Annotated in this window: 16 protein-coding genes; 8 read left to right on the top strand and 8 right to left on the bottom strand. The window is 70.3% G+C overall.

Going from position 1 to position 21,630, the window contains the following annotated elements; all coding sequences use genetic code 11:
* Window positions 1-208 precede the first annotated feature (208 nt).
* Window positions 209-1,492 carry a carbohydrate porin gene (locus AC07N1_RS11715; RefSeq protein WP_494671978.1) on the bottom strand — a complete coding sequence of 428 codons (1,284 nt, stop codon included), beginning with the start codon at window positions 1,490-1,492 and terminating at the stop codon, window positions 209-211.
* Window positions 1,489-3,933: a membrane-bound PQQ-dependent dehydrogenase, glucose/quinate/shikimate family gene (locus AC07N1_RS11710; RefSeq protein WP_494671977.1), complete on the bottom strand. Its 2,445-nt coding sequence runs from the start codon at window positions 3,931-3,933 to the stop codon at window positions 1,489-1,491. Before AC07N1_RS11710 ends, AC07N1_RS11715 begins: the two co-directional genes overlap by 4 nt.
* Before the next feature lie 227 nt (window positions 3,934-4,160).
* On the opposite strand from AC07N1_RS11710, the gene AC07N1_RS11705 reads away from it, so the two are divergent.
* From AC07N1_RS11705 to AC07N1_RS11695, 3 genes are all read left to right on the top strand, one after another.
* Complete coding sequence (locus AC07N1_RS11705) at window positions 4,161-5,651, top strand: hypothetical protein (RefSeq protein WP_494671976.1); 1,491 nt, start codon at window positions 4,161-4,163, stop codon at window positions 5,649-5,651.
* Window positions 5,648-6,565, top strand: coding sequence for a site-specific tyrosine recombinase XerD (locus AC07N1_RS11700; protein ID WP_494671975.1), 918 nt, complete (start codon window positions 5,648-5,650; stop codon window positions 6,563-6,565). Before AC07N1_RS11705 ends, AC07N1_RS11700 begins: the two co-directional genes overlap by 4 nt.
* Before the next feature lie 206 nt (window positions 6,566-6,771).
* Window positions 6,772-9,843 carry a M10 family metallopeptidase C-terminal domain-containing protein gene (locus AC07N1_RS11695; RefSeq protein ID WP_494671974.1) on the top strand — a complete coding sequence of 1,024 codons (3,072 nt, stop codon included), beginning with the start codon at window positions 6,772-6,774 and terminating at the stop codon, window positions 9,841-9,843.
* Window positions 9,844-9,939: 96 nt separating this feature from the next.
* On the opposite strand, the gene AC07N1_RS11690 is transcribed toward AC07N1_RS11695, so the two are convergent.
* Entirely contained in the window at window positions 9,940-11,211 is a 1,272-nt protein-coding gene (locus tag AC07N1_RS11690) for a cytochrome P450 (RefSeq protein ID WP_494671973.1), read from the bottom strand.
* A gap of 159 nt (window positions 11,212-11,370) precedes the next feature.
* Between AC07N1_RS11690 and AC07N1_RS11685 the strand changes: the two genes are divergently transcribed.
* On the top strand, window positions 11,371-13,392 hold the full coding sequence (locus AC07N1_RS11685; protein ID WP_494671972.1) for a di-heme-cytochrome C peroxidase: 2,022 nt from the start codon (window positions 11,371-11,373) through the stop codon (window positions 13,390-13,392).
* A 124-nt stretch (window positions 13,393-13,516) separates the two neighbouring features.
* The gene (locus AC07N1_RS11680; protein ID WP_492853755.1) at window positions 13,517-13,738 is read left to right on the top strand and encodes an alkylphosphonate utilization protein; all 222 of its coding nucleotides are present in this window, start codon (window positions 13,517-13,519) and stop codon (window positions 13,736-13,738) included.
* A gap of 8 nt (window positions 13,739-13,746) precedes the next feature.
* On the opposite strand, the gene AC07N1_RS11675 is transcribed toward AC07N1_RS11680, so the two are convergent.
* The 4 genes from AC07N1_RS11675 to AC07N1_RS11660 all read right to left on the bottom strand — a co-directional run bounded on the left by AC07N1_RS11675 (window position 13,747) and on the right by AC07N1_RS11660 (window position 17,425).
* Window positions 13,747-14,733 (bottom strand): phosphotransferase, encoded by a 987-nt coding sequence (locus AC07N1_RS11675; protein ID WP_494671971.1) that lies wholly within the window; start codon window positions 14,731-14,733, stop codon window positions 13,747-13,749.
* A 75-nt stretch (window positions 14,734-14,808) separates the two neighbouring features.
* Window positions 14,809-15,297, bottom strand: coding sequence for a VOC family protein (locus AC07N1_RS11670; RefSeq protein ID WP_494671970.1), 489 nt, complete (start codon window positions 15,295-15,297; stop codon window positions 14,809-14,811).
* A 101-nt stretch (window positions 15,298-15,398) separates the two neighbouring features.
* Window positions 15,399-16,436 (bottom strand): hypothetical protein, encoded by a 1,038-nt coding sequence (locus AC07N1_RS11665; RefSeq protein ID WP_494671969.1) that lies wholly within the window; start codon window positions 16,434-16,436, stop codon window positions 15,399-15,401.
* A gap of 101 nt (window positions 16,437-16,537) precedes the next feature.
* The gene (locus tag AC07N1_RS11660; protein WP_494671968.1) at window positions 16,538-17,425 is read right to left on the bottom strand and encodes a LysR family transcriptional regulator; all 888 of its coding nucleotides are present in this window, start codon (window positions 17,423-17,425) and stop codon (window positions 16,538-16,540) included.
* A 121-nt stretch (window positions 17,426-17,546) separates the two neighbouring features.
* On the opposite strand from AC07N1_RS11660, the gene AC07N1_RS11655 reads away from it, so the two are divergent.
* The 3 genes from AC07N1_RS11655 to AC07N1_RS11645 all read left to right on the top strand — a co-directional run bounded on the left by AC07N1_RS11655 (window position 17,547) and on the right by AC07N1_RS11645 (window position 20,968).
* Complete coding sequence (locus tag AC07N1_RS11655) at window positions 17,547-18,545, top strand: aldo/keto reductase (RefSeq protein ID WP_494671967.1); 999 nt, start codon at window positions 17,547-17,549, stop codon at window positions 18,543-18,545.
* Window positions 18,546-18,654: 109 nt separating this feature from the next.
* Window positions 18,655-19,674, top strand: a complete 1,020-nt coding sequence (locus AC07N1_RS11650) for a mechanosensitive ion channel family protein (protein ID WP_494671966.1) — start codon at window positions 18,655-18,657, stop codon at window positions 19,672-19,674.
* 244 nt (window positions 19,675-19,918) lie between these two features.
* Complete coding sequence (locus AC07N1_RS11645) at window positions 19,919-20,968, top strand: HpcH/HpaI aldolase/citrate lyase family protein (protein ID WP_494671965.1); 1,050 nt, start codon at window positions 19,919-19,921, stop codon at window positions 20,966-20,968.
* On the opposite strand, the gene AC07N1_RS11640 is transcribed toward AC07N1_RS11645, so the two are convergent.
* Window positions 20,956-21,447: a hypothetical protein gene (locus AC07N1_RS11640; protein ID WP_494671964.1), complete on the bottom strand. Its 492-nt coding sequence runs from the start codon at window positions 21,445-21,447 to the stop codon at window positions 20,956-20,958. The two genes, AC07N1_RS11645 and AC07N1_RS11640, sit on opposite strands and share 13 nt — an antisense overlap.
* Window positions 21,448-21,630 lie beyond the last annotated feature (183 nt).

Genomic DNA, 21,630 nt, shown 5'->3' with positions numbered 1-21,630 from the left:
GAAACCATCCACGGCTCCCTCTTCCTCCCGTCATTCCCGCCCTTGTGGCGGGAACCCCTCTATCAGCCGCAAGGGCGGATGGGGTGGACTGCAAGGCAGTCCGCTTGCACCTCACCTGCGAGCGGAACCAGGGGTTCCCGCCACAAGGGCGGGAATGACGGGAGGAGGAGAGGGCGGGGATCAGGCGGTCTCGGCTTGGGGACCCGCCTCAGAACTGCGCCTTCAGCTGCACGCCCACCGCCAGGGCGTTGGGCGTGTCGCGATAGCCGAACGCGCCCGGGTCGATGATGTACTGCACGTCGGGCCGCACGGTCAGCCAGCGGGTCGCCTGCCAGCCGTAGCTGAGCTCGATCGCCGTCTCGCCGGCCGGCAGCGAGTCGTAGTCGACCAGGGTCGGCGAGGCGTCCGCATGGGCCTGCCGCAGGCGCGGATTGACCTGGGCGTGGATGATGCCCAGCGCGATGGTGTCGGCGTCGCGGCCGGGGAAGGTTCCGGTCTGCACGAGGCCCGCCTCGTACCAGCGGGTGATCGGGGCCGAGGCCTTGGGATTGAGCGTGACCTGGCCGAACAGCGACAGACCCCAGCCTCCGCTTCCCTGGCGCCAGACCATCTGGTCCGCCAGCAGGTAGACGCCATAGCGGCCCTTCACCTTGCCCGTCTCGCCCTGCCGCGTGACGCGGGAGCTGTCGTAATAGGCGCCGAGCTTGTAGTGGCCCGGCATCCCGCCCCCAGAATTGTGAGAGGCCGCGCCGCGGTCGTACTCGACCTCCAGCGGCAGCATCACTCCGGTCGAGCCCGAGGCGAACGGCCTGTAGGCGTTGGCCTTGTCGTTCAGCGACGGGTTCACCTGGTAGGCGCCGGTGCGCACCAGCAGGTTCGGCCGCACGGCGTAGCGCACGGCCAGCCCCCAGCGGGCGTTGGGGTAGTTGTACCAGCCGCTGTCGCCCGACATCGACAGCGGGTGGGCGCAGAAGGCGGCGTTGACCAGGTTGCAGCCGATGGCCATGCCGCCCAGGTCGTTGCCCATGGCGAAATAGCCGGCCCGCAGGTTCAGCCGGCCGCCGTCCAGCTTCTGCTCGATGGAAAGCTCGGTCAGCCGGGAATACTGGCCGCCATAGGCTTCCTGGATCGGCAGGCGGTTGCCGACCACGTCGGACGAGACGCCCTTGCCGCGCCGGTCGTTGAAGGTGAGGTGCGCGATGGCGCCCGACCAGCCCGACAGCGTCTCCAGGTCGAAGTCGGCCCCGACGCGGATCTGCTGGGTGTAGCCGCCGCCCCGCCGCAGGCCGCCGTCGATGGCGCTGAAGGTCTCCGAGACGTAGTCGCCCCGGAAGGCGATCCCGTCCTGCGCCAGGTCGGTGCGGACGCCGCCCCAGTCGCCGGTCAGGGTGGCGCGCTCTTCGGCCATAGCGGACGAGACGAGGGCCGACGAGGCGAGGAGCGCCGCCGCCAGACCGGCGGCGGCGCTCAGCCGTTCGAGGCGCCCGCTCATTTCAGGGCGTAGGCGATGACGTAGTCGCCGCGGTCGGGCGACTGGCGGGCGCCGCCGGCGGTGATGACGACGTACTGCTTGCCGGTCTTGGGCGAGCGGTAGCTCATCGGGCCGCCCTGGCTGCCGACCGGCAGGCGGGCCTTCCACACTTCCTTGCCCGTCGCCGAGTTGAAGGCCCGCAGGTAGTAGTCCTGCGTTCCGGCGAAGAAGACGAGGCCGCCCTGCGTGGCCAGGCTGCCGCCCAGGGTGGGCAGGCCGATCGGCATGGGCAGGCCCATCTTGATCCCCAGCGGACCGGTGTCGCGCACAGTGCCTACCGGCACCTGCCACTTGATCTTCTGGGTCTTCATGTCGATGGCGGTCATGGTGCCGTAGGGCGGGGCCTGGCAGGGGATGCCCAGCACCGACAGGAAGCGGTTCTTGTTCACCGAATAGGGCGTGCCCTTCAGGGGAACGGCGCCCATGCCGGTGTTGACCGCCTCGCCGCCGGCGGCGGCCGTGGCCTTGGCGGCCGTGGCCTTGGCGGCCTGGGGCGTCATCTCCACCCAGAGGCCCAGGCGCATGTCGTTGACGAAGATGGTGTTGGTGGTCGGGTCGGTCGACAGCCCGCCCCAGTTCATGCCGCCCAGCGAGCCGGGGAAGCTCAGCGACTTGTCCGTGCCCGGGGCGGTGTAGAGCCCTTCATAGCGCATGCCCTTGAAGGCGATGCGGCACAGCAGCTGGTCGAAGGGCGTGGCGCCCCACATGTCGGCTTCCTTCAGGGTCTGGGAGCCGATCTGGGGCATGCCGACCGACTTGGGTTGGGTCAGGGCGTAGGGCTCGCCGGGGATGTTGGCGGCCTTGACCGGCACGTTCTCGACCTTGGTCAGCGGCTTGCCGGTGGTGCGATCCAGCACATAGAGCTGGCCGGCCTTGGTGCCGAAGACGAGGGCCGGGACGCTGCCGCCGCCGGCCTTGGGGAAGTCGATGAAGCTGGGCTGCATCGGCACGTCGAAGTCCCAGAGGTCGTTGTGGACGGTCTGGAACACCCACTTCTCCCGGCCGGTGGTGGCGTCGAGCGCCAGCATCGAGGCGCCGTAGCGGTGGTCGAGCGCGCTGCGGGTGACGCCGTAGAGGTCGACCGAGGCGCTGCCCACCGGCATGAACACGGTGTTGGAGGCGGCGTCGTACGACATCGACGACCAGACGTTGGGCGTCGAGCGGGCGTAGGTCTTGCCGGCCGGCGGGTCCTTGGTGACCGACGGATCGCCCGGGTCGAAGGCCCAGCGCAGGGCGCCGGTGACGACGTCGAAGCCGCGCACCACGCCGCCGGGCATGTCGACCTGGACGTTGTCGGCGATGCGGCCGCCGACCACGATGGTGGTCCCGGCCAGGGTCGGGGCGGCGGTCAACTGGTACTGCGGGTCGGGCGCGTCGCCCAGGCCCGCCTTCAGGTCGACGCGGCCGCCGGCTCCGAAGCCCTCGCAGGCCTTGCCGGTGTCGGCGTCGAAGGCCATCAGCACGGCGGTGATGGTGTTCATCAGGATACGGCGGCGGCAGGGCGCACCCTCGGGCACGGTCGCCGTCAGCACCGGCGTCGCGCCGGTGACGGTGGGCTGGGCCAGCGGCGCGCCGGCGTCGAAATAGGCCAGGCCCCGGCAGCGCATCCACACCGAAGCCTTGGCGTCGATGATCGTCTTCCACTTCTCGCGGCCGGTGTCGGCGTCCAGCGCGATGACGTTGTTGTGCGGCGTGCAGATGTAGACGGTGTCGCCGACCTGCAGCGGAGTGTCCTGGTCCTCGGCGCCGTTGCCGTCGCTGACCGCCACGTCGCCGGTGCGGTAGGTCCAGGCGACCTTCAGGTCTTTCACGTTGTCGCGGGTGATCTCGCCCAGGGCCACGAAGCGGCTGGCGCCGGGGGTGTTGCCGTAGGCCTCCCAGTTCTTCTGGGCCTTGGCCGGATCGACCGGGACGAGGCCGCCCGCCGCGCCGGCGAAGGTCACGGTGGGATGGGCGACGAACATGCTGGCGAAGCCGGCGGCCGAGCCCACGGCCAGCACCGCGCCCAGCGCCAGGGCCGGAACGAGGGCCGGCGACTTGCCGCTGGCCCGCGCCATCAGCGGATAGGAGAAGGCCACCACGGCCGCGCCGACGCTGAGCGCCAGCAGGCGCGAGATCAGCGGCCAGAACGCAAAGCCCGACTCCCAGACCGCCCACAGCACCGTCAGCACGAACACCACGCCGAACAGCAGCGCGCCGCTCGCCTTGGCCCGGCAGATCAGCGCCCCGGAAACGGCCAGCGCGACGCCGGCGGCCAGGAAGTAGGGGCTGCCGCCCAGGGCCAGCAGCTTGCCGCCGCCGATCAGGAAGAACAGCCCGGCGGCCAGGATGACCGCGCCCAGCAGCAGCAGCCACAGCCTGGCGAGGGGCGCGAGGCGATTATCGGGGGGAGAGAGGGGCATTCGGCGGGATCTCCTGCGGATGATCGGCGCTGCTCGACCACTCCCGTCCGACCGGACGTTGGAGCCCCCCAAGGCTCAAGCTCACGCTGCGTAAGCTGTACATTTCCGCAATTGGACCCAAATTCGGCGGCTCGCAAGCCTTTCTGGACGACCAAGGTTACGTCCGCGCCCCCTTCCGGCCGCCGGACCGTCTTCTGCCCGCCGTGCTTCCTTGCCATAGTGGGGGCATGGCTTTCTCCCCGCGTTCCTCGCTTTTGCTCGCCGCCGCCCTGTCGGTGATCGCCGTTGTTTCCGCCCAAGCCCAAGAGGCCACGGTGGCCGTGACCACCCTGGCGCCGCCGGACCTGTTCTCGACGCCGGCCGCCGAGACGGGCCTGCCGGGCGACCTGTGGAAGGACGCCTCGCCCGAGCTGATGCGCCAGATCCTGCCGAGCCTGGCGACTAGGCCGCTGTCGCCGGCCTTCGCCGAGCTGGCCCGCCGGGTGCTGGCCACCGGGGCCCATGCGCCCAAGGGCGTGGGCGACGATCCGGCGATGGGCGGGGCGCGGGCGCTCGCCCTGGTCGCCCTGGGCGAGGCGGCCGGCGCCAAGCAGGTGCTGGACCGCACGCCGGGCCTCGACCAGAACGCCGCCCTGGCCATGGCCGCGGCCGAGGCCAACCTCATTCGCGGCGACGACGAGCGGGCCTGCGCCATCGCCGACGCTCTCAGTGTCGATCGCGGGGCCGGTTACTGGCTGCGCCTGCGGGCCTTCTGCCAGCAGCGCGCGGGCCAGCTCGACCAGGCCCAGCTGACCTTCAACCTCGCCCAGCAGCAGGGCAAGGATCCCGCCTATGCCCGGCTGATGACCGCCCTGCTGGCCAAGACGCCGGCGACCGGCGCGGGCGACCTGAGCAGCGGGATCAACTACGCCCTGTCGACCACCCTGGCGCTGGACATCCGCACGTCGGCGGCCGCCGCCACGGCCTCGCCCGCCCTGCGCCAGGTGATCGCCCCGGCCCCGACCGACGTGGCGGCGGCGCAGGCCTCGGACTGGGCCTTCCTGCGCACGGCCAGGCCGGGGGCTGACTACGCCGCCGCCGCCCGCGCCGCCGCGCCGCTGATCGCCACCGCCGCCACGGCCGGAGGCCCGATCGACCAGGCGCTGTTCCTGCGCGCGGCCCTGACGGCGGGCGACCTCAAGACCGCCCAGGCGATCCGCGGCGGCATGACCGCCGACGCCATCCCCGGCGTCGGCCCGCAGGACCTGGCCCTGTTCGACGCCGCCCTGGCGGCGGCGTCGGGCGGCTCGACCGACCAGGCGCTGGACCGGCTCGTGGAGCTGGGCGCGGCGGGCGGGCCTAAGTCGCCGGCCCAGCCGGCCGCCTTGGTGCTGCAAGGCCTGGGCGGGGTGCTGAGCCCCGAGGACCGCGCGACCTTCGCCGGCTTCGAGGCCGGCAAGTCGACCGCCTTGTCCGCGCGCCTGGCCCTGCTCGACAGCGCCGCCGCCGCCGGCCGAAAGGGCGAGGCCGTGCTGCTGGCCCTGTCGGTGGCGACCGAGGCGGGCGTCGCCGGACCGTCGGCGGGCGATCGCGCCCGCATCGTCTCGGCCCTCAACCGCGCCGGCCTGGCCACCGACGCCCGGGCGATCGCCGTCGAGGGCCTGCTGCCCGCGGCGCCGGCCCCGCCGAAGGCCGCCGCCGCGAAACCCGCCGCCAAGCCCGCCGTGAAGAAGAAATGAGCGGGAAAGCAGAAGGCTGGGTCGAGGCCTTCCTGGAGATGATGGCCGTCGAGCGCGCGGCCGCCGCCAACACCCTGCGCGCCTACGAGAAGGACCTGGCCGACGCCCGGGGCTTCCTGGGGCGGACGGGCAACGATCTCGACGCCGCCGACGCCGAAGCGATCGAGGCCTATTTCCAGGACCTCGGCGCGCGCGGCCTGTCGCCCGCCACGGCCGCCCGGCGGCGCTCGGCCGTGCGGCAGTTCTATCGCTTCGCCCTGGGCGAGGGCTGGCGGGCCGACGACCCCTCCCGCCGGGTGGTCGCGCCCAAGGCCGGCCGGCCGCTGCCCAAGGTGTTGTCGCGGGCCGAGATCGACGCCCTGCTGGCCGCCGCCTCGGCCAAGGACGGCGCCCAGGGCCTGCGCCTGACCTGCATCATCGAGCTGCTCTACGCCTCTGGCCTGCGGATCAGCGAGCTGCTGGCCCTGCCGCTGTCGGCCCTGGCGCGGGACCCGGCCTTCCTGATGGTCAAGGGCAAGGGCGGCAAGGAACGGCTGGCCCCGCTGAACGACGCGGCCCGCACGGCGGTGAAGGCCTATTTGGAGGGAAGGCTGCAATTTCTGCTAAAAGGCCAGAAGGCCAGTCCGTGGCTCTTTCCCTCGCGCGGCAAGGGCGGGCGGCTGACGGGGCGCCGGGTCTCACAGCTGCTGGAGGACGCGGCGATCGCCGCCGGCATCGACCGCGAGAAGGTCAGCCCCCACGTGCTGCGCCACGCCTTCGCCACCCACCTCTTGGAAGGCGGCGCCGACCTGCGGGTCATCCAGACCCTGCTGGGCCACGCCGACATCGGCACCACCCAGATCTACACCCACGTCGCCGGCGAACACCTGGCCGAGGTGGTGCGCACCAAGCACCCGCTGGGGCGCAAGGAGTAGGCCGGGTTTCCTCGCGCGGAGCCGGATTTCCGATGCGCTGAATCCGATAGTGCTCCGCATTGTCATTGCCCCAAGGTTGTGGTCTGGTCGCGACCTCGCGGAAGCGAGTTCGACGTCCGATCCGGCGCATCGGCCGCTCTCGACATCAGGGCGCGACGCTCTGGACGAGGCCTGTCGCGTGTCCCGGGCAGTCTTGTGGGGAACTGATGGCGATCATCACGGGCGGCGCGGGCAACGACCTGCTGACGGGCACAGAGGAGACCGCGCCTGTCGCGCTGGTTTCCTCGATCGGATACCAGGACATCGCGGCGATCTGGTCGCCCGACGGCGCGACCGTCTATTTCCAGAGCGCCGGCATCGGCCTAGTCCCCAACGATCCCAACTACGGGGTCGACGTCTATATCCTGGACGTCGCCACCCAGACCCTCAGCTTGGCGACCGACGGCGCGGGCTTCGCCGCCGAGCGGACCAGCTATGGCCCGGCCCTGTCGCCGGACGGCTCGCAACTGCTGTTCATCAGCCCCGACTACAGCGAGCCGGACGCGCCGGGGCCGCTCTATATCCGTGACCTGGACACCGGCGTGGTCACCAGCGTCGACCTGGGCCAGTACTTCGAGGTGGCGGACGCCAAGTTCTCGCCCGACGGCACGCGGATCCTGTTCACGGCCGTGCCGCAGGGGCGCGACAACGACGTCTACATCAAGGACCTGCAGAGCGGCGACGTGATCCTGGTCGCCAGCGACGCCTACAGCCCGTCGTTCTCGCCGGACGGGACCAAGGTGGTGTTCGCCAGCTGGGCCGACCTGGGCGCCGGCGCCGACGGCTACGCCCAACTCTACATCCAGGACCTGGACACCAGCGTCGTCACCCAGATCTCGACCAACGGGACGGGGACCGCGGGCTCCAACTCGTCGCGCAATCCGGTGTTCTCGCCCGACGGGACCAAGGTGCTGTTCGAGAGCGACGCCGACAACCTGGTCGCCGGCGACACCAACGGCTACGCCGACCTGTTCGTAAAGGACCTGGCCACCGGCGTGGTCACCCGCGTCTCGACCAGCGCCACGGGCGGCCAATCCAACGGCTATTACCTGGGCAAGGCCACGTTTTCGTCGGACGGGACCAAGGTGCTGTTCCAGAGCAACGCCGACAACCTGACGCCCGGCGACACCAACGGCTCCGTCGCCGACTTCTTCCTCAAGGACCTGGCCACCGGCGAGATCACCCGGGTCACGGGCAAGGCCGTCAACGGGATCGGCGGCAATGGCGCGGTCTCGGCGGTGCTGTCGCCGGACGGGGCGCATCTGCTGGTCCAGACCCTGTCGCCGTCGTTCGTCGACACCCTGTACCTGGCCGAGGTGAACAGCGGCGGCGACCTCGTGCACGGCGGCGACGGCCATGACCGGATCGAAGGGCTGAGCGGCGACGACGAACTGTACGGCGACGACGGCAACGACCTGCTGCTGGGCGACGACGCCGACCTGGCGACGGCGGACGGCGCCGACCGCCTGCATGGCGGCCTGGGCAACGACGTGCTGATCGGCGGCCGGGGCAACGACCTGCTCGACGGCGGCGACGGCAACGACGTGCTGATGAACGGCGTCGCGCCGGGGGCGATGCTCACGCCGGGCGCGCCGTCCACGGGCGTCCACCAGAACGTCGACGGCGGTGACGACACGATCGACGGCGGGGCCGGCAGCGACCAGGCCATCCTGTTCTACAACAACCGCACCGGCGCGATCGAGTTCGACAACAGCAACAGCGCCGCGGTCAACGTCATCCGGGTCGGAGGCGTGGCCAGCGGCTCGGTGACCAATGTCGAGCGCATCACCTTCCACGCCGGCCAGGGCGCCGACATCATCACCACGGGGGCCGGGAACGACTTCCTGTGGGGCCTGGGCGGGGCCGACGTGCTGGACGGCGGCGCGGGCGTCGACGCGGCCGTCTATGACGACAAGACCCAGGCCGTGGTCGTCACCCTGAACGGCGCGAGCAACGCCACCGTCTATGTGGGCGGGGTGGCCGAGGACACGCTGCGCAATATCGAGAACGTGTTCGGCGGGCTGGGCGCGGACGTCCTGACCGGCGACGCCGGCGCCAACACCCTGAGCGGGGCCGAGGGCGACGACTGGCTGTCGGGCGGCGGCGGGGCCGACCTGCTGAACGGCGAGGAAGGCGTCGACACCGTCTCCTACGCCGACAAGACCCTGGGCGTGGAGGTGACGCTGAACGGCTCCTCCAACACCACCGTCCATGTCGGCGGCGCGGCCGAGGACACCATCCGCAACGTCGAGAACGTGATCGGCGGAACCGGCGACGACGTGCTGATCGGCGACGCCGGCGCCAACGCCCTGTCGGGCGGCGACGGCGCCGACCTGCTGGAGGGCGCGGCCGGTGACGACGTGCTGAACGGGGGCGGCGGGATCGACGTGGCCTCCTACGCCTCCTCGGACACGGCCGTGAGGGTGGACCTGGGTCTTTCGGGACCCCAGGACACCGGCCAGGGCCTGGACACCCTGACCGCGATCGAGGGCCTGGAGGGTTCCGACTTCGACGACGTGCTGACCGGCGACGGCGGCTCCAACGCCCTGCTCGGCGGCTCCGGCCATGACCTGCTGCAGGGCCTGGACGGGGCCGACCTGCTGGTCGGCGACAGCGGCAACGACAGCCTCTGGGCCGGCGGCGGCAACGACTTCCTCGAAGGCGGCGACGGCGACGACACCCTCGACGGCGCTGCCGGCAGCGACACGGCGGTCTATCTGAGCGCCGCCTCGGGCGTCAGCGTCGACCTGCGTATCCTCGAGGACCAGAACACCTACGGCGCGGGGACCGACACCCTGGTCTCGATCGAGAACCTGATCGGCTCGACCTTCGACGACGTGCTGACCGGGAACGACGGGGGCAACTACCTGATCGGCGCCGGCGGGGCCGACGTGCTGACCGGCGGCGAGGGAAGCGACATCTTCGCCTATTCGATCGCGCAGGATAGCGTGCTGGGCGCCAACGACCGGATCGTCGACTTCACCCATTCGAGTGGTCCGGGGACGGCGCACGACTGGCTGGACCTGTCGGCCATCGACGCCGACGTCACCCTGGGCGGCGACCAGGCCTTCCACCTGGGGGCCACGGCCCAGCATGTCGGCGACATTGTCCTGATCTACGACGAGACCACCAACCAGACGACCATGAACCTCTATGTCGACGGCGACACGCTCGCCGACATGGTCATCCTGTTCGACGGCGACCACCGCGGCTTCCCGCCGGGCGACATCATCCTCTAGCGGGCGTTTCGAGGCCCTGGGCGGCGGGGCGCACGCCAGCGGGCCCCCAACGCCGCGGGAGGGGGATGCGGGAGCCGCGAGGCCCCCGCAACTCGCCTACTTGGTCAGCACCAGGCTTTCCGGGAACGGGCCGCCCTTGAAGTCGAGATGGCCCGCAGCGCCGGCCGCGCGCTTGCAGAAGCCGGCCTTGATGATCTGCTTGGCCAGTTCCGGGGCCTGCATCAGGCTGACCTGGTCGCCCAGGCACCGGTGCTCGCCGAAGCCCAGGTGCAGATAGTGATAGGCCGGGCGGCCGGGCTTGAAGGTCTCCGGATCGGGAACCACCGTGCCGTCGTGCATGGCCGAGGCGACGCTGGCGAACACCACCGTGCCGGCGGCCAGGGTGGTCTGGCGCGGGGTGCCGGCGGCGATCGTGTAGGGCTCGACCAGCAGGCGGACCACGAACGGGGCCATCGGGTTGAAGCGCAGGGCTTCCCAGAAGATGGCGTCGAAGGTCGCGTCGTCATTGGCCTGGGCCGCGCGCTTGGCGGCGACCATCTGGTCGGGCCGGTCGAGCAACTGGTCGATCGCCTGGACGATGGCGGCCGAGGTGGTCTCGATGCCGCCGACCAGCAGGCCCATGGTGTTGGACAGGATCCGGCCCTGGTCGAAGCCGATCTGCGGCGGGGTCTGCAGGCGCAGCATGCGCGAGACGACGTCGTCGAGCTTGGGATCGGCCTTCACCTGCTTGGCGCGGCGGGGCAGGAAGTCTTCGAGGTAGGATCGCATCTCGGCCCCGGCGGCGATGTTGGCCGCATGGACCTTGGGATCGTCGGTCAGGTTGTGGAACATGTCGTTCTGGGTGGCGTAGGACCAGCGCAGCATCGCCGTCAGGTCCGGCCCCGGAAAGCCGAAGTACTGGCCGGTCAGGGCGATCGGGCCGGGGCGGGTGACCTGCGAGACCAGCTCCAGCCGGCCGTCGGGCGAGGCGCCCTGAGCGATCAGCTTGGCGCCGATCTTGGCCACGGTCTGGCGCACGCTGGGCAGGTCGGCCTGCTGAATCAGCGCGCGCATGATGCTCTTGTCGCGCTGGTTGAAGACCGTGCCGTCGCGGGCCAGCATGAACGGGCCGACGGCCGGGTCCATCTTGGGCGCGTAGGGCTTGACCGTGAACTGCAGGTTCCGGGTCAGGGCCTCTTCGACGTCGGCGAACATCGCCAGGATCGTCGGCCCGCCGGGCGTGACCAGGATCGGTCGCCGGGTTCGCAATTCCTTGAACAAAGCCAAGGGCTTGGTGGCGATCCACTGATAGAGCAGGCCTAGTTTCTGCTGCGGCTGCTGCGCGGCGTCATAGGCGTCCAGGAACGATGATGCTGCGACATCGACCATCTTTGACCTCGGCTTGGCGGGTTTGGTTGTTCTGAAAAAAGCGGCCCCGAGACGCGCCCGCCGCGAGAGGGCGAAGCGCGTCACTTCCAGAAATTGTATCCCATGTTGATGAGTCCTCAAAATTGCATTCTTATGGGTGCGTCGCGGAGGGGAACGTCGATGTCGGGATTCAAGAAAGCCGCCTTGTGGATCTTGGCGCTGGTCGTCTTCGTGGCGGTGGGGATCGGGATCCAGAAGGTCCTGTCCTTCGTCGAGCCGCCGCTGCCGCCGGCCCAGCCGGTGCGCGAGGCCCGCTGGCTCGACCAGGGCTGGAGCGAGAGCGACCGCTACTGGTTCCACCACGCCACCCAGGGCACCTCGACCCTGCCGATCCCCTACGCCTGGTTCGTGGCCGTGGCCGAGCCGAAGATCCTGCCCGGCAAGGAGAAGCTGTTCATCAACGACAGCTACATGCAGAAGCTGGGCTTCATCCCCAGCCCGCCGTCGGGCGGCGGCCAGGCGGGGCCCGCCGGCTGGCGCGAGAAGGCCTACGGCTACAAGCACAAGATCGGCGGCGTGCCCGCCGACGCCTCGGTGGAAAGCAACAAGGGCCTCAATCCGGCCGGCATGCCGGTGGGCTTCGCCATCACCAAGGCCTATGCCGACCCGACCACCGGCAAGATGCTGCCCGACCAGGTGGGCCTGACCTGCGCGGCCTGCCACACCGGCCACCTGGAATATAACGGCGTCTCCCTGCGCATCGACGGCGGCAACGCCGCCTCGAGCCTGGGCCAGCTGACCAGCACCCTGGGCGCGGCCCTGCTGCTGACCGACGTGCTGCCCTGGCGCTTCAATTCCTTCGCCGACAGGGTGCTCAGCCCCAAAGCCACCAAGGCCCAGCGCAAGCAACTGCACGCCGACCTGAAGGCGACGATCAAGACCCTGGCCGCGGCGGCCAAGGCGACGTCGGAGATCGACAAGCGCGACGGCGTGCCCGAGGGCTTCAACCGCCTGGACGCCCTTAACCGCATCGGCAACGAGGTGTTCTACGTCAATCTGCTGCCGGTGAAGTCGGCGACCTTCGATCCGCTGGTCAACTACGCGGCCCTGAGCGCGCCGGTGAAGTATCCGCACCTGTGGACCACGCCATGGTTCACCTGGGCGCAGTACGACGGCTCGATCGGCCAGCCGGCCATCCGCAATGTCGGCGAGGCGATCGGGGTGCTGGCGCGGGTGAACATGACCACCTACGACCAGCCCCACAAGCTGTGGGACTCGTCGGTGCCGGTGGGCAACCTGGCGCGTATGGAGCAGCAGATCGAAGGCCCCAACCCGCTGGAGCGCGAGCCCGACGGCCGGGTGCGGGGCTTCAAGGGCCTGTCGGGTCCGAAGTGGCCGCAGGACGTGCTGGGCCGCATCGACATCGCCAAGGCCGAGGCGGGCCGCAAGGTCTACGCGCTGCGCTGCCAGGGCTGCCATCTGCCGCCGGTCGATGATCCGAACCAGGCGCTCTACACCCCCTCGCTGTGGACCACGGCCAACGAGCACGGCGAGAGCTACCTGAAGGTCAACATCATCCCGCTCAGCGTGGTGGGCACCGATCCCGGCCAGGCCGAGATCCTGTCGGCCCGCAAGATCAAGACGCCGCTGGCCCTGGGCCTGCAGCCCGGCGTGACCGATCCGAACACCGGCGTCACCTGCTTCACCACCCCCACCAAGCCGACCACCGACATGACCTTCGGCCAGGCGCTGGCCTCGGCGGTGCAGTTCGTGGTCGACAAGTTCCACGTCGACGAGGGCACGCCGATCAAGAGCGTCGAGGCCGACGCCGACAAGGGCAACCGCCCCAACTGCATCCAGGCCCCGCCGGCCTACAAGGCCCGGCCGCTGAACGGCATCTGGGCGGCGCCGCCCTACCTGCACAACGGCTCGGTGCCGTCGCTGCACGCCCTGCTGGGGCCGCCCGGCGAGCGTCCGTCGAGCTTCTGCCTGGGCAACCGCGCCTACGACCCCAAGGCCGTCGGCCTGGACGTCAAGGCCGCCTGCCCGCGCGGGGCCTTCAAGCTGGACGTCAGCGTCAAGGGCAGCTCCAACAAGGGCCACGAGTTCCGCGACGCTCCCGATGGGACCAAGGGCGTGGTCGGTCCGGCCCTCAGCGCGCAGGAGCGGGCGGCGGTGATCGAGTTCCTGAAGACGCAGTAGGGAGCAGACAAAGCAGGAAAAGGCGGCCGGGGCCTTTACGCCTTCGGCCGCCGCATCCTAGAAAGCCCGCAACTTTTGTATGGGCTTCGCCTTCGCGCCGCCCGGCCGCTGAAGGAGACCTTCCATGTCCGATGAAACCCGCGACTCCAACGGCGCGATCCTGGCCGACGGCGACAACGTCACCCTGATCAAGGACCTGAAGGTCAAGGGCTCGGGCGGGGTGACCCTCAAGCGCGGGACCCTGGTCAAGAAGATCCGCCTGACCGGCGACCCCGAAGAGATCGAGGCCAATGTCGACAAGGTGAAGGGCCTCGTGCTGCGCACCGAGTTCGTCAAGAAGGCCTGAGGCGGCGCCTAGGCCGCCGCCGCCAGCCGCGCCAGGCCGTATTCGACCCGGCCGTCCCAGGTGTCCAGCAGCGGCTCGCCGGCCCAGAGGGCGGCGTGCAGTTCGGCCAGGGGACGGGCCGGCGTCGTCTCGGCGGGACGGGCGTCCGGGCGCTCGTTCGCCGCGGCGGTCAGGAACATCACCGCATAGAACAGGTGGCTGACCCGCCGCGCCAGGGCCAGGCGGCCGCGCTGCGCGTCGGTCGGCGGGGCGCCGAAATAGGCGGCCAGCAAGCGGTCGGCCGCTTCGGGGCCGGGGGCGAACAGGTTGGCGACGGCGGCCAGGTCGATATAGCGGTCGGCCAGGAACGCCGACTCCCAGTCGATCAGCCACAGCCGGGCGCCGTCGCTGAGGATGTTGCGGGGATTGAGGTCGTTGTGGCTGGAGACCGGTTCGCACCCCGCCGCGCGGCTGGCGGTGACCAGTCCGTCCCACAGGGCCGCCGCCGCCTCGCGGGCGGCCGGCGTCAGCAGCGGCCGGGCCAGCAGGCCGCGCACCAGGCCTTCGAGGGCGTCCAGATAGTCGAGTCCTGACTCGGCCAGTGGCGGGAAAGCCGGCGTCTCGTGCAGCAGGCGCACGGTGCGGGCCAGCTCGTCCACCAGGGCGCCGCCGCCGCCGGGGAAGTCCGACAGGGGCCGGGCCTCGATCCACTCGACGATCGTCACGCCGCCCTCGGCGTCGGCCCAGCGAAGGCGCGGGCTGAGCAGGGCCTCGGCGGCGATGCGCTGGCAGGCCTGGGCGCGGGCGGGGTCGCGGACGGCGTCGCGGGCCGTGTCGATGCGCAGCGCATAGGGGACGCCGCCGACGCGGATGCGCCAGCTGCCGGCGCCGGAGAGGCCGCCGGTGAGCCGCGTCTCGGAATCGACGGCGTCGGCCGCGAACGCCGTCCGCAGGGCGCGGGCGACGGCGGGGATCCGGGCGACTGAGGAGACGGCGGGCGAGGCGGCGGACGACATGGGCGGCGGCTCCCTGAAAAGCGCGCCGCCTAATTCGCCCGGATAAAAATTAGAGTCAATATTACCCGGATTAAATTATGCCTCGCCTCGGGCCGCCTTCTCCAGGGTGGGCACGTCAATCTTCACCATCTGCATCATGGCGGCAAAGACGCGGCCGGCGACGGCCTTGTCGGGGCCGGTGGTCAGCTCGATCAGCTGGCGCGGGGTGATCTGCCAGGAGAGGCCGTAGCGGTCCTTCAGCCAGCCGCAGGCCGAGGGCTGGCCGCCGCCGGCCAGCAGGGCGTCCCAGTAGCGGTCGACCTCGGCCTGGCCGTCGCAGTCGACCGTGAACGACACCGCCTCGTCGAACTTGAAGTGGGGGCCGCCGTTCAGCGCGGTGAAGCCCTGGCCGTCGAGCTCGAAATAGACGGTCGACACCGAGCCGCCCGGCCCGGCCGGCGGCGGCACGTCGTCGGGATAGCGGTTGACCGAGAGGATCTTCGAATTGGGGAAGATCGAGACGTAGAAGTTCGCGGCCTCTTCGGCCTGGGTGTCGAACCACAGGAACGGGGTGATCTTGGGCATGGCGTCGTCCTCCTGGCTGGCGGCCTGGTCGCCGCGTCTTCCCGAGGACGAAGGAACGCCCGCCGCCCCGACATCGTCGAGGCGAATTTTCGCGAGAGCCGTCAGATCGAGCGGTCGACCGTCTTTCCGACGTTGCTCAGGGTCGCCAGGGCGACCGCCGCGGTCGAGGCGGCGGCGCTGACCGGAACGGCCAGGGTGGCGGCGGTCTCCGAGGCCGTGCTCGCAGGCGCAGTGGTCCCGATCGCGGCCGTCTTCGAGGTTTCGGCCGCGAGAGCGGCGTCCCGGGCCTTGCGGGCGGCGATGACATCCGACCAGCGGAAGCCCCATGCGGAGCTGTCGTCGACCTGGTCGCTCACGTCGCGGCCGTTGGCGATGGCGACAGCCTCGCCTGTCGAGCGCACCGACACCGACCAGCCGGCCTCGCCGGCCGACTGGGTGAAGTCGCCGATCCTCAGCTTGCCCTCGGTGGTGCGGTAGAGCGGCGCGCCCGTGACCTCGAACCGGCTGTTCATCCCGCGGAGCGTGGCGTTCAGGCCGGACAGGCCCCTGTTGATCCACTTCTCGGAAATATAGACCATCATGTCGACCTCGCCGCCCATCCCCCGGGCGCGCAGGTCGTCGAACCGTTCGGTGTTGTTCAGCATCCAGACGCCGCCGTTGACCATGCTGATGTCGAGACCCAGCATCTCGATGTTGTTGCGCGCGGCCTTGGCCATGCCAGTGGCCATCTGGTTGTTCTCGGAAGCCAGCGAGCCCTTGGGGTAGGTCTCGACCGGCGCCGCGAGCGCCGTGGTCGTGGACGTTGCGTCGGACGCCTCGGCAGGCTTCTGCGCGGCGTCCTTCGCCAGGGCCGCCCTGGCCTCCGGGGACAGGTCCACCTTCACGGCCGGCTCGACATATTCCGGAAGGTTCAGCGCCTGGATGGACGTCTCGGCCTGCGCCAGTATGGCTTCGCGCCGCTCGTAGGCGCCCGCCGCCTGGGCGTACATGTCCTTGCGGTTCTGGGCCTGCTTCAGATAGGCGGCCTCGTCGAACGACACGTGAGCAAACTCGTAAAGACGCCGCAGCCCCGGCAGCCTCGCCTGAGCGTGCGCCACGGGGTCGTAGCTGTAGGGGGAGGGAGCGACGGCCGTGACCATGGAAGTCCTCACCGGTGCGCGTGCTGCGCGTGTCGAGTTTTCAAGCTCAACATGAAGGCGAGTCGTGAACAGCGCGTAAACCTTGTCGCGCGTTGGGGGGCTTAGAACCGCATCCAGTCGATGAAGGCCCGCAGCGCCGGGGAGAGCTGGCGGCGGCTGGGGTAGTAGAGGAAAAAGCCGGGGAATGGCTCGCACCAGTCTTCCAGCAGCGAGACGAGGCGGCCGGCGGCGATGTCGTCGGCGACGGCTTCGCGGAACGGGAAGGCCAGGCCCGCCCCGCCCTTGCAGGCCTCCAGCAGCACCGCGCCGTTGTCGGTGAGCAGGCAGGCGGGCGGGGTGACGACGACGAGGCGGCCCTTGCGCTCGAACTCCCACGGATAGGGCGCGCCCGAGGATCGGCGCACCAGCAGGCAGCGGTGGCCGCTCATCAGGTCTTCGGGCTCCTTGGGGGCGCCGTGGCGGGCGATGTAGTCGGGCGTGGCGACCAGGGCCTGGGAGAGCTCGCCGCTCAAGGGGATGGCGATCATGTCGGCCTGCAGCCGCTCGCCCAGCCGCACGCCGCAGTCGAAGCCGCCGGCGACGATGTCGGACAGGGCGTCCTCGCAGACGATCTCGACCCGCACATCGGGATAGGCGTTCATGAAGCCGCCGATGCGCGGGGCCAGCAGCATGCGGGCCGCCGTGGTGGCGATGTTGATGCGCAAACGCCCGGCGGGGCGGTCGCGGAACTGGGCGATCTCGTCGAGCGCCGCGTCGATGTCGGCCAGGGCGGGACCGAGCCTGGCCAGAAGCCGCTCGCCGGCCTCGGTGGGGGCGACGCTGCGCGTGGTGCGGTTGAGCAGGCGGACGTCCAGCCGGGTCTCCAGATTGCGGATCGCGTGGCTGAGCGCGGAGGCCGTCACCCCCAGGGCCTGGGCGGCGGCGCGGAAGCTGCGGCGCTCGGCCACCAGGGCGAAGACGGCGAGGTCGGGCAGGGGGCGGGGCGACATTGCTGAGAGATGCTCAGGAGTGCGTTGAGACCGCAAGCGGTTATCGTTTCGCCCGCCAAGGCCCATCTCCCTGCCGTCGCGGCGACGCCGTGATCCCGATTTCCCGCAAAAGGAGCTGCCCATGAAGACGCGCAAACTCGGCGACGGCCTGGAGGTTTCGGCCCTCGGTCTCGGCTGCATGGGCATGAGCTGGGCCTATGGTCCCGCGCCCGACAAGCAGGCGATGTTCGACCTGATGGCCAAGGCGGTGGACCTGGGCGTCACCTTCTTCGACACCGCCGAGGTCTACGGACCCTATGTCAACGAGGAGCTGGTCGGCGAAGGCCTCAAGCCCTTCCGCGACCGGGTGGTGATCGCCACCAAGTTCGGCTTTGACATCGCCCCCGACGAGACGGGCACGGCCCGCATGCGGGGGGTGAATTCGCGGCCCGACAACATCCGCGCCGTGGCCGAGGCTTCGCTCAAGCGCCTGGGCGTCGAGGTGATCGACCTCTTCTACCAGCACCGCGTCGATCCCGGCGTGCCGATCGAGGACGTGGCCGGCACGGTCAGGGACCTGATCGCCGAGGGCAAGGTCAAGCACTTCGGCCTGTCGGAAGCGGGGGCGGCGACGATCCGCAAGGCCCATGCGGTGCAGCCGGTGGCGGCCCTGCAGAGCGAGTATTCGCTGTGGACGCGCGGAATCGAGGCCCAGGTGCTGCCGACCATCCGCGAGCTGGGCATTGGTCTCGTGCCCTACAGCCCGCTGGGCCGGGGCTTCCTGACCGGCGCGATCAAGGCCGGCGACGGTTTCGGCAAGGACGACTTCCGCTCGACCCTGCCGCGCTTCCAGGGCGAGGCGATCGCCAAGAACCAGTCGCTGGTCGAGGCGCTGGTCGAACTGGCCGGCGACAAGGGCGTGACGCCGGCGCAACTGGCCCTGGCCTGGCTGCTGGCCCAGGGACCGGACATAGCGCCGATCCCCGGCACGACCAAGGTCGCGCGGCTGGAGGAGAACATCGGGGCGGTGGACGTGGCGCTGTCGGCCGACGACCTGGCGAAGATCGCCGCGGCGGTGCCGGAGACGGCGGTCGAGGGCGAGCGGTATGCGGAGGCCGGGTTGGCGATGGTGGGGCGGTAACAGAGACCGAGCCCGTACACGCGAGAACCTCCCCCTATGGGGGAGGTTCCTTCTGTGACGGCCCGCCGGGGCTTGAAGATGGCTACTGCCCGCGCTCAAACTCCCCTCCATGACCGACAACCCGCTGCAACGCCTGGACGCCCTGGAGCTGGTCAAGCTCGGCAAGTCGGCGATCACGGTGGGGGGCTTGGGGGCCGGGATCGTCATCGTCATCGCCGCCCTGCTGGCCGCGCGGCTGGCGGCGGCGGGGCTGCGGCGGCTGCGGGCGCGGGCGGCCGACAACGCCTCGTCGCTGTATGTGGTCGAGAAGCTGACGACCTACGGCCTGGTGCTGGTCGGCCTGCTGGCTGGCCTGTCGACCATGGGCATCGACCTGACCTCGCTGACGGTGTTCGCAGGCGCGGTCGGGGTGGGCGTGGGGCTTGGCCTGCAGGGGGTGATCAAGGACTTCGCCTCGGGCGTCAGCCTGGTGTTCGAGCGGCTGATCGCGGTGGGCGACTTCGTCGAACTGTCGAACGGCTCGCGCGGGGTGGTGCACGAGATCGGGCCGCGCGCCACGCGGATCCGCACCAACGACGCCACCGACGTGATCGTGCCCAACTCCGTGCTGGTCAACGACCAGGTGATCAACTGGACCCTGCGCAACACCACCCGCCGCATCCGCGTGCCCTTCGTCACCGCCTTCGGGGTCGACAAGGAGACGGTGCGCGAGGCGGTGCTGAAGGCGGCCCGCAGCGTGCCCTTCACCAGCGCCGACGACGCCGTGCGCCGCACCCAGGTGTGGCTGGTGGGCTATGGCGAGCACGCCCTGAAGTTCGAGCTGATCGTCTGGCCGACGGTGGAGGCCGTGCGTCGGCCGGCGGCGATCTTCGCGGCCTATACCTGGGCCATTGACGACGCCCTGCGCGGGGCCGGCATCGAGATCCCCTATCCGCAGCGCGACGTGCGGCTGCGGGGGCTGTTCGGCGAGGAGGGCGAGGACGCGAGGGCGGCCCTGCGGCTGGAGCCGCGCGCGGCGCGCAAGGCTCGCGGCAAGGCGGCGACCCACGTCTCGCAGAACGACGCCGCCGACGAGCTGGGCCGCGAGGATCCGGACGAGGCGCCGCCGCCGCGGCCGGCGTCGCCCTAATCCTATCCTCCCGTCATTCCCGCCCTTGTGGCGGGAACCCCTGGTTCCGCCCGCACGTGAAGCGCCAGCGGACTGCTGAGCAGTCCGCCCCTTTAGCCCTTGCGGCTGACAGAGGGGTTCCCGCCACAAGGGCGGGAATGACGGGAATTTAGGAGATAGTCTTCCCCCGCGTCGCCCTTGACCCCCTCGCGCCCGCGCCGCAGTCTTCTCGCAACTGCGAAATAAGAACACAGGGAAGACGCGCATGAAGACCGCCCGAGGCTTCTTCAAACCCCTGGCCATCGGCGCGCCGGCGCCGTGGCGTGAGCTGCCCGCCCGCGTCGAGCGGATGATCCACTTCGTGCCGCCGCACCTGGAGAAGGTGCGGGCCAAGGTCGGCGAGATCGCCCCCACGGTCGACGTGATCCTGGCCAACCTGGAGGACGCCATTCCCGCCGACGCCAAGGGCGCGGCCCTGGCCGGCACGATCGCCCTGTCGCGCGAGGTCGACTTCAAGGCCCTGGGCGTGGGGCTGTGGGTGCGGATCAACTGCCTGAACTCGCCGTGGCACTTGGACGAGGTAGCGACCCTGGTCGAGAAGGCCGGCGACAGGATCGACGTCATCATGGTCCCCAAGGTCGAGGGGCCGTGGGACATCTTCTACATCGACCAGCTCTTGGCCTCGCTGGAGGCCAAGCACGGGGTGACCCGGCCGATCCTGCTGCACGCCATCCTCGAGACGGCCGAAGGGGTGATGAACGTCGAGCAGATCGCCGGCGCCAGCCCGCGCATGCAGGGCATCAGCCTGGGTCCGGCAGACCTGGCGGCCAGCCGGGCGATGAAGACCACGCGGGTCGGCGGCGGCCATCCGGGCTACCGCGTCGTCGAAGATCCGCATACGGATGGTTCTGCCCGCGCCAGCGTGCAGCAGGACCTCTGGCACTACACCTTCGCCAAGATGGTCGACGCCTGCGCGGCCCACGGCATCAAGCCGTTCTACGGTCCGTTCGGGGCGATCGACGATCCCGTCGCCTGCGAGCAGCAGTTCCGCAACGCCTTCCTGATGGGCTGCGCCGGGGCCTGGAGCCTGCACCCCAGCCAGATCGCCATCGCCAAGTCGGTCTTCAGCCCCGACCCCGCCGAGGTGGCCTTCGCCAAGCGGATTCTGGAAGCAATGCCCGACGGCTCGGGCGTGGCGATGATCGACGGCAAGATGCAGGACGACGCCACCTGGAAACAGGCCAAGGTGATGGTCGACTGCGCCAAGCAGATCGCGGCCAAGGACGCGGAATACGCGGCGCTCTACGGGTTCTGAGGCGCCGACAGGCTGAGGGGAGGTTGGCGCTGCGCCTTGCGTTCGGTCGTCCTGGAGATCGGACGCTCGCGCACGCCATGGATGGCGCAGAGGATGATCCCGCCGAAGTAGGCGATGAAGAAGGCCCAGCTGAGGACGTGGTCGCCCACCGTGTCGCCGTACGATGCCGAAATCCACGCCAGCCAGCCGCCCGCCAGAAGGGCCAGGGCGCCGGTCAGGCCCGCGCCCCAGCCGGCGATGTCGGCGGCGAGCCGCAGGCCGCTGCGGCTGTCGCGTCGCGTGAAGAGGTTGAGCAGGAAGGCCGCTGTCGGGAATGCGAAGAATCCGAAGAGGGAGCGCGCCAGGCCGGGCATGAAGCTGCCGTCATAGTCGCCTGGATCCGGGGGCGTTAGGCCGATCGCGAGAAGCAGTGCGGCCGGCGGCGCCGTCAGGACCGCGGCGATGCTCTGGAGCGTGAGATAGGCGCTGCGGTCGGACATGGAGCTGGATCTCGTCGGCCAGGAGGCGAGGGATCGTTGACGCCCGGGCGATCGCTGGTCCAGCGCCGAGAGGCGATGGCGCCGACAATCCCTCAACTCTGCACGTCGTCTGCACGCGCAGGGGTTGACAGCACCTTTTGCTCAGAGTTAGCATAACCCATGTCGCCGGATAGACCGGCGGCG

This window comes from Caulobacter sp. GW821-FHT09B11 (assembly GCF_059418205.1).
Note: the sequence above shows the minus strand (reverse complement) of the source record. Positions and strands in the feature narration are given on the sequence as shown.

What these genes read in the sequence shown, in the direction of transcription:
- AC07N1_RS11715 (WP_494671978.1), bottom strand. Translation starts at nt 1,492, where the DNA reads ATGAGCGGGCGCCTCGAACGGCTGAGCGCCGCCGCCGGTCTGGCGGCG.
- AC07N1_RS11710 (WP_494671977.1), bottom strand. Translation starts at nt 3,933, where the DNA reads ATGCCCCTCTCTCCCCCCGATAATCGCCTCGCGCCCCTCGCCAGGCTG.
- AC07N1_RS11705 (WP_494671976.1), top strand. Translation starts at nt 4,161, where the DNA reads ATGGCTTTCTCCCCGCGTTCCTCGCTTTTGCTCGCCGCCGCCCTGTCG.
- AC07N1_RS11700 (WP_494671975.1), top strand. Translation starts at nt 5,648, where the DNA reads ATGAGCGGGAAAGCAGAAGGCTGGGTCGAGGCCTTCCTGGAGATGATG.
- AC07N1_RS11695 (WP_494671974.1), top strand. Translation starts at nt 6,772, where the DNA reads ATGGCGATCATCACGGGCGGCGCGGGCAACGACCTGCTGACGGGCACA.
- AC07N1_RS11690 (WP_494671973.1), bottom strand. Translation starts at nt 11,211, where the DNA reads ATGGTCGATGTCGCAGCATCATCGTTCCTGGACGCCTATGACGCCGCG.
- AC07N1_RS11685 (WP_494671972.1), top strand. Translation starts at nt 11,371, where the DNA reads ATGTCGGGATTCAAGAAAGCCGCCTTGTGGATCTTGGCGCTGGTCGTC.
- AC07N1_RS11680 (WP_492853755.1), top strand. Translation starts at nt 13,517, where the DNA reads ATGTCCGATGAAACCCGCGACTCCAACGGCGCGATCCTGGCCGACGGC.
- AC07N1_RS11675 (WP_494671971.1), bottom strand. Translation starts at nt 14,733, where the DNA reads ATGTCGTCCGCCGCCTCGCCCGCCGTCTCCTCAGTCGCCCGGATCCCC.
- AC07N1_RS11670 (WP_494671970.1), bottom strand. Translation starts at nt 15,297, where the DNA reads ATGCCCAAGATCACCCCGTTCCTGTGGTTCGACACCCAGGCCGAAGAG.
- AC07N1_RS11665 (WP_494671969.1), bottom strand. Translation starts at nt 16,436, where the DNA reads ATGGTCACGGCCGTCGCTCCCTCCCCCTACAGCTACGACCCCGTGGCG.
- AC07N1_RS11660 (WP_494671968.1), bottom strand. Translation starts at nt 17,425, where the DNA reads ATGTCGCCCCGCCCCCTGCCCGACCTCGCCGTCTTCGCCCTGGTGGCC.
- AC07N1_RS11655 (WP_494671967.1), top strand. Translation starts at nt 17,547, where the DNA reads ATGAAGACGCGCAAACTCGGCGACGGCCTGGAGGTTTCGGCCCTCGGT.
- AC07N1_RS11650 (WP_494671966.1), top strand. Translation starts at nt 18,655, where the DNA reads ATGACCGACAACCCGCTGCAACGCCTGGACGCCCTGGAGCTGGTCAAG.
- AC07N1_RS11645 (WP_494671965.1), top strand. Translation starts at nt 19,919, where the DNA reads ATGAAGACCGCCCGAGGCTTCTTCAAACCCCTGGCCATCGGCGCGCCG.
- AC07N1_RS11640 (WP_494671964.1), bottom strand. Translation starts at nt 21,447, where the DNA reads ATGTCCGACCGCAGCGCCTATCTCACGCTCCAGAGCATCGCCGCGGTC.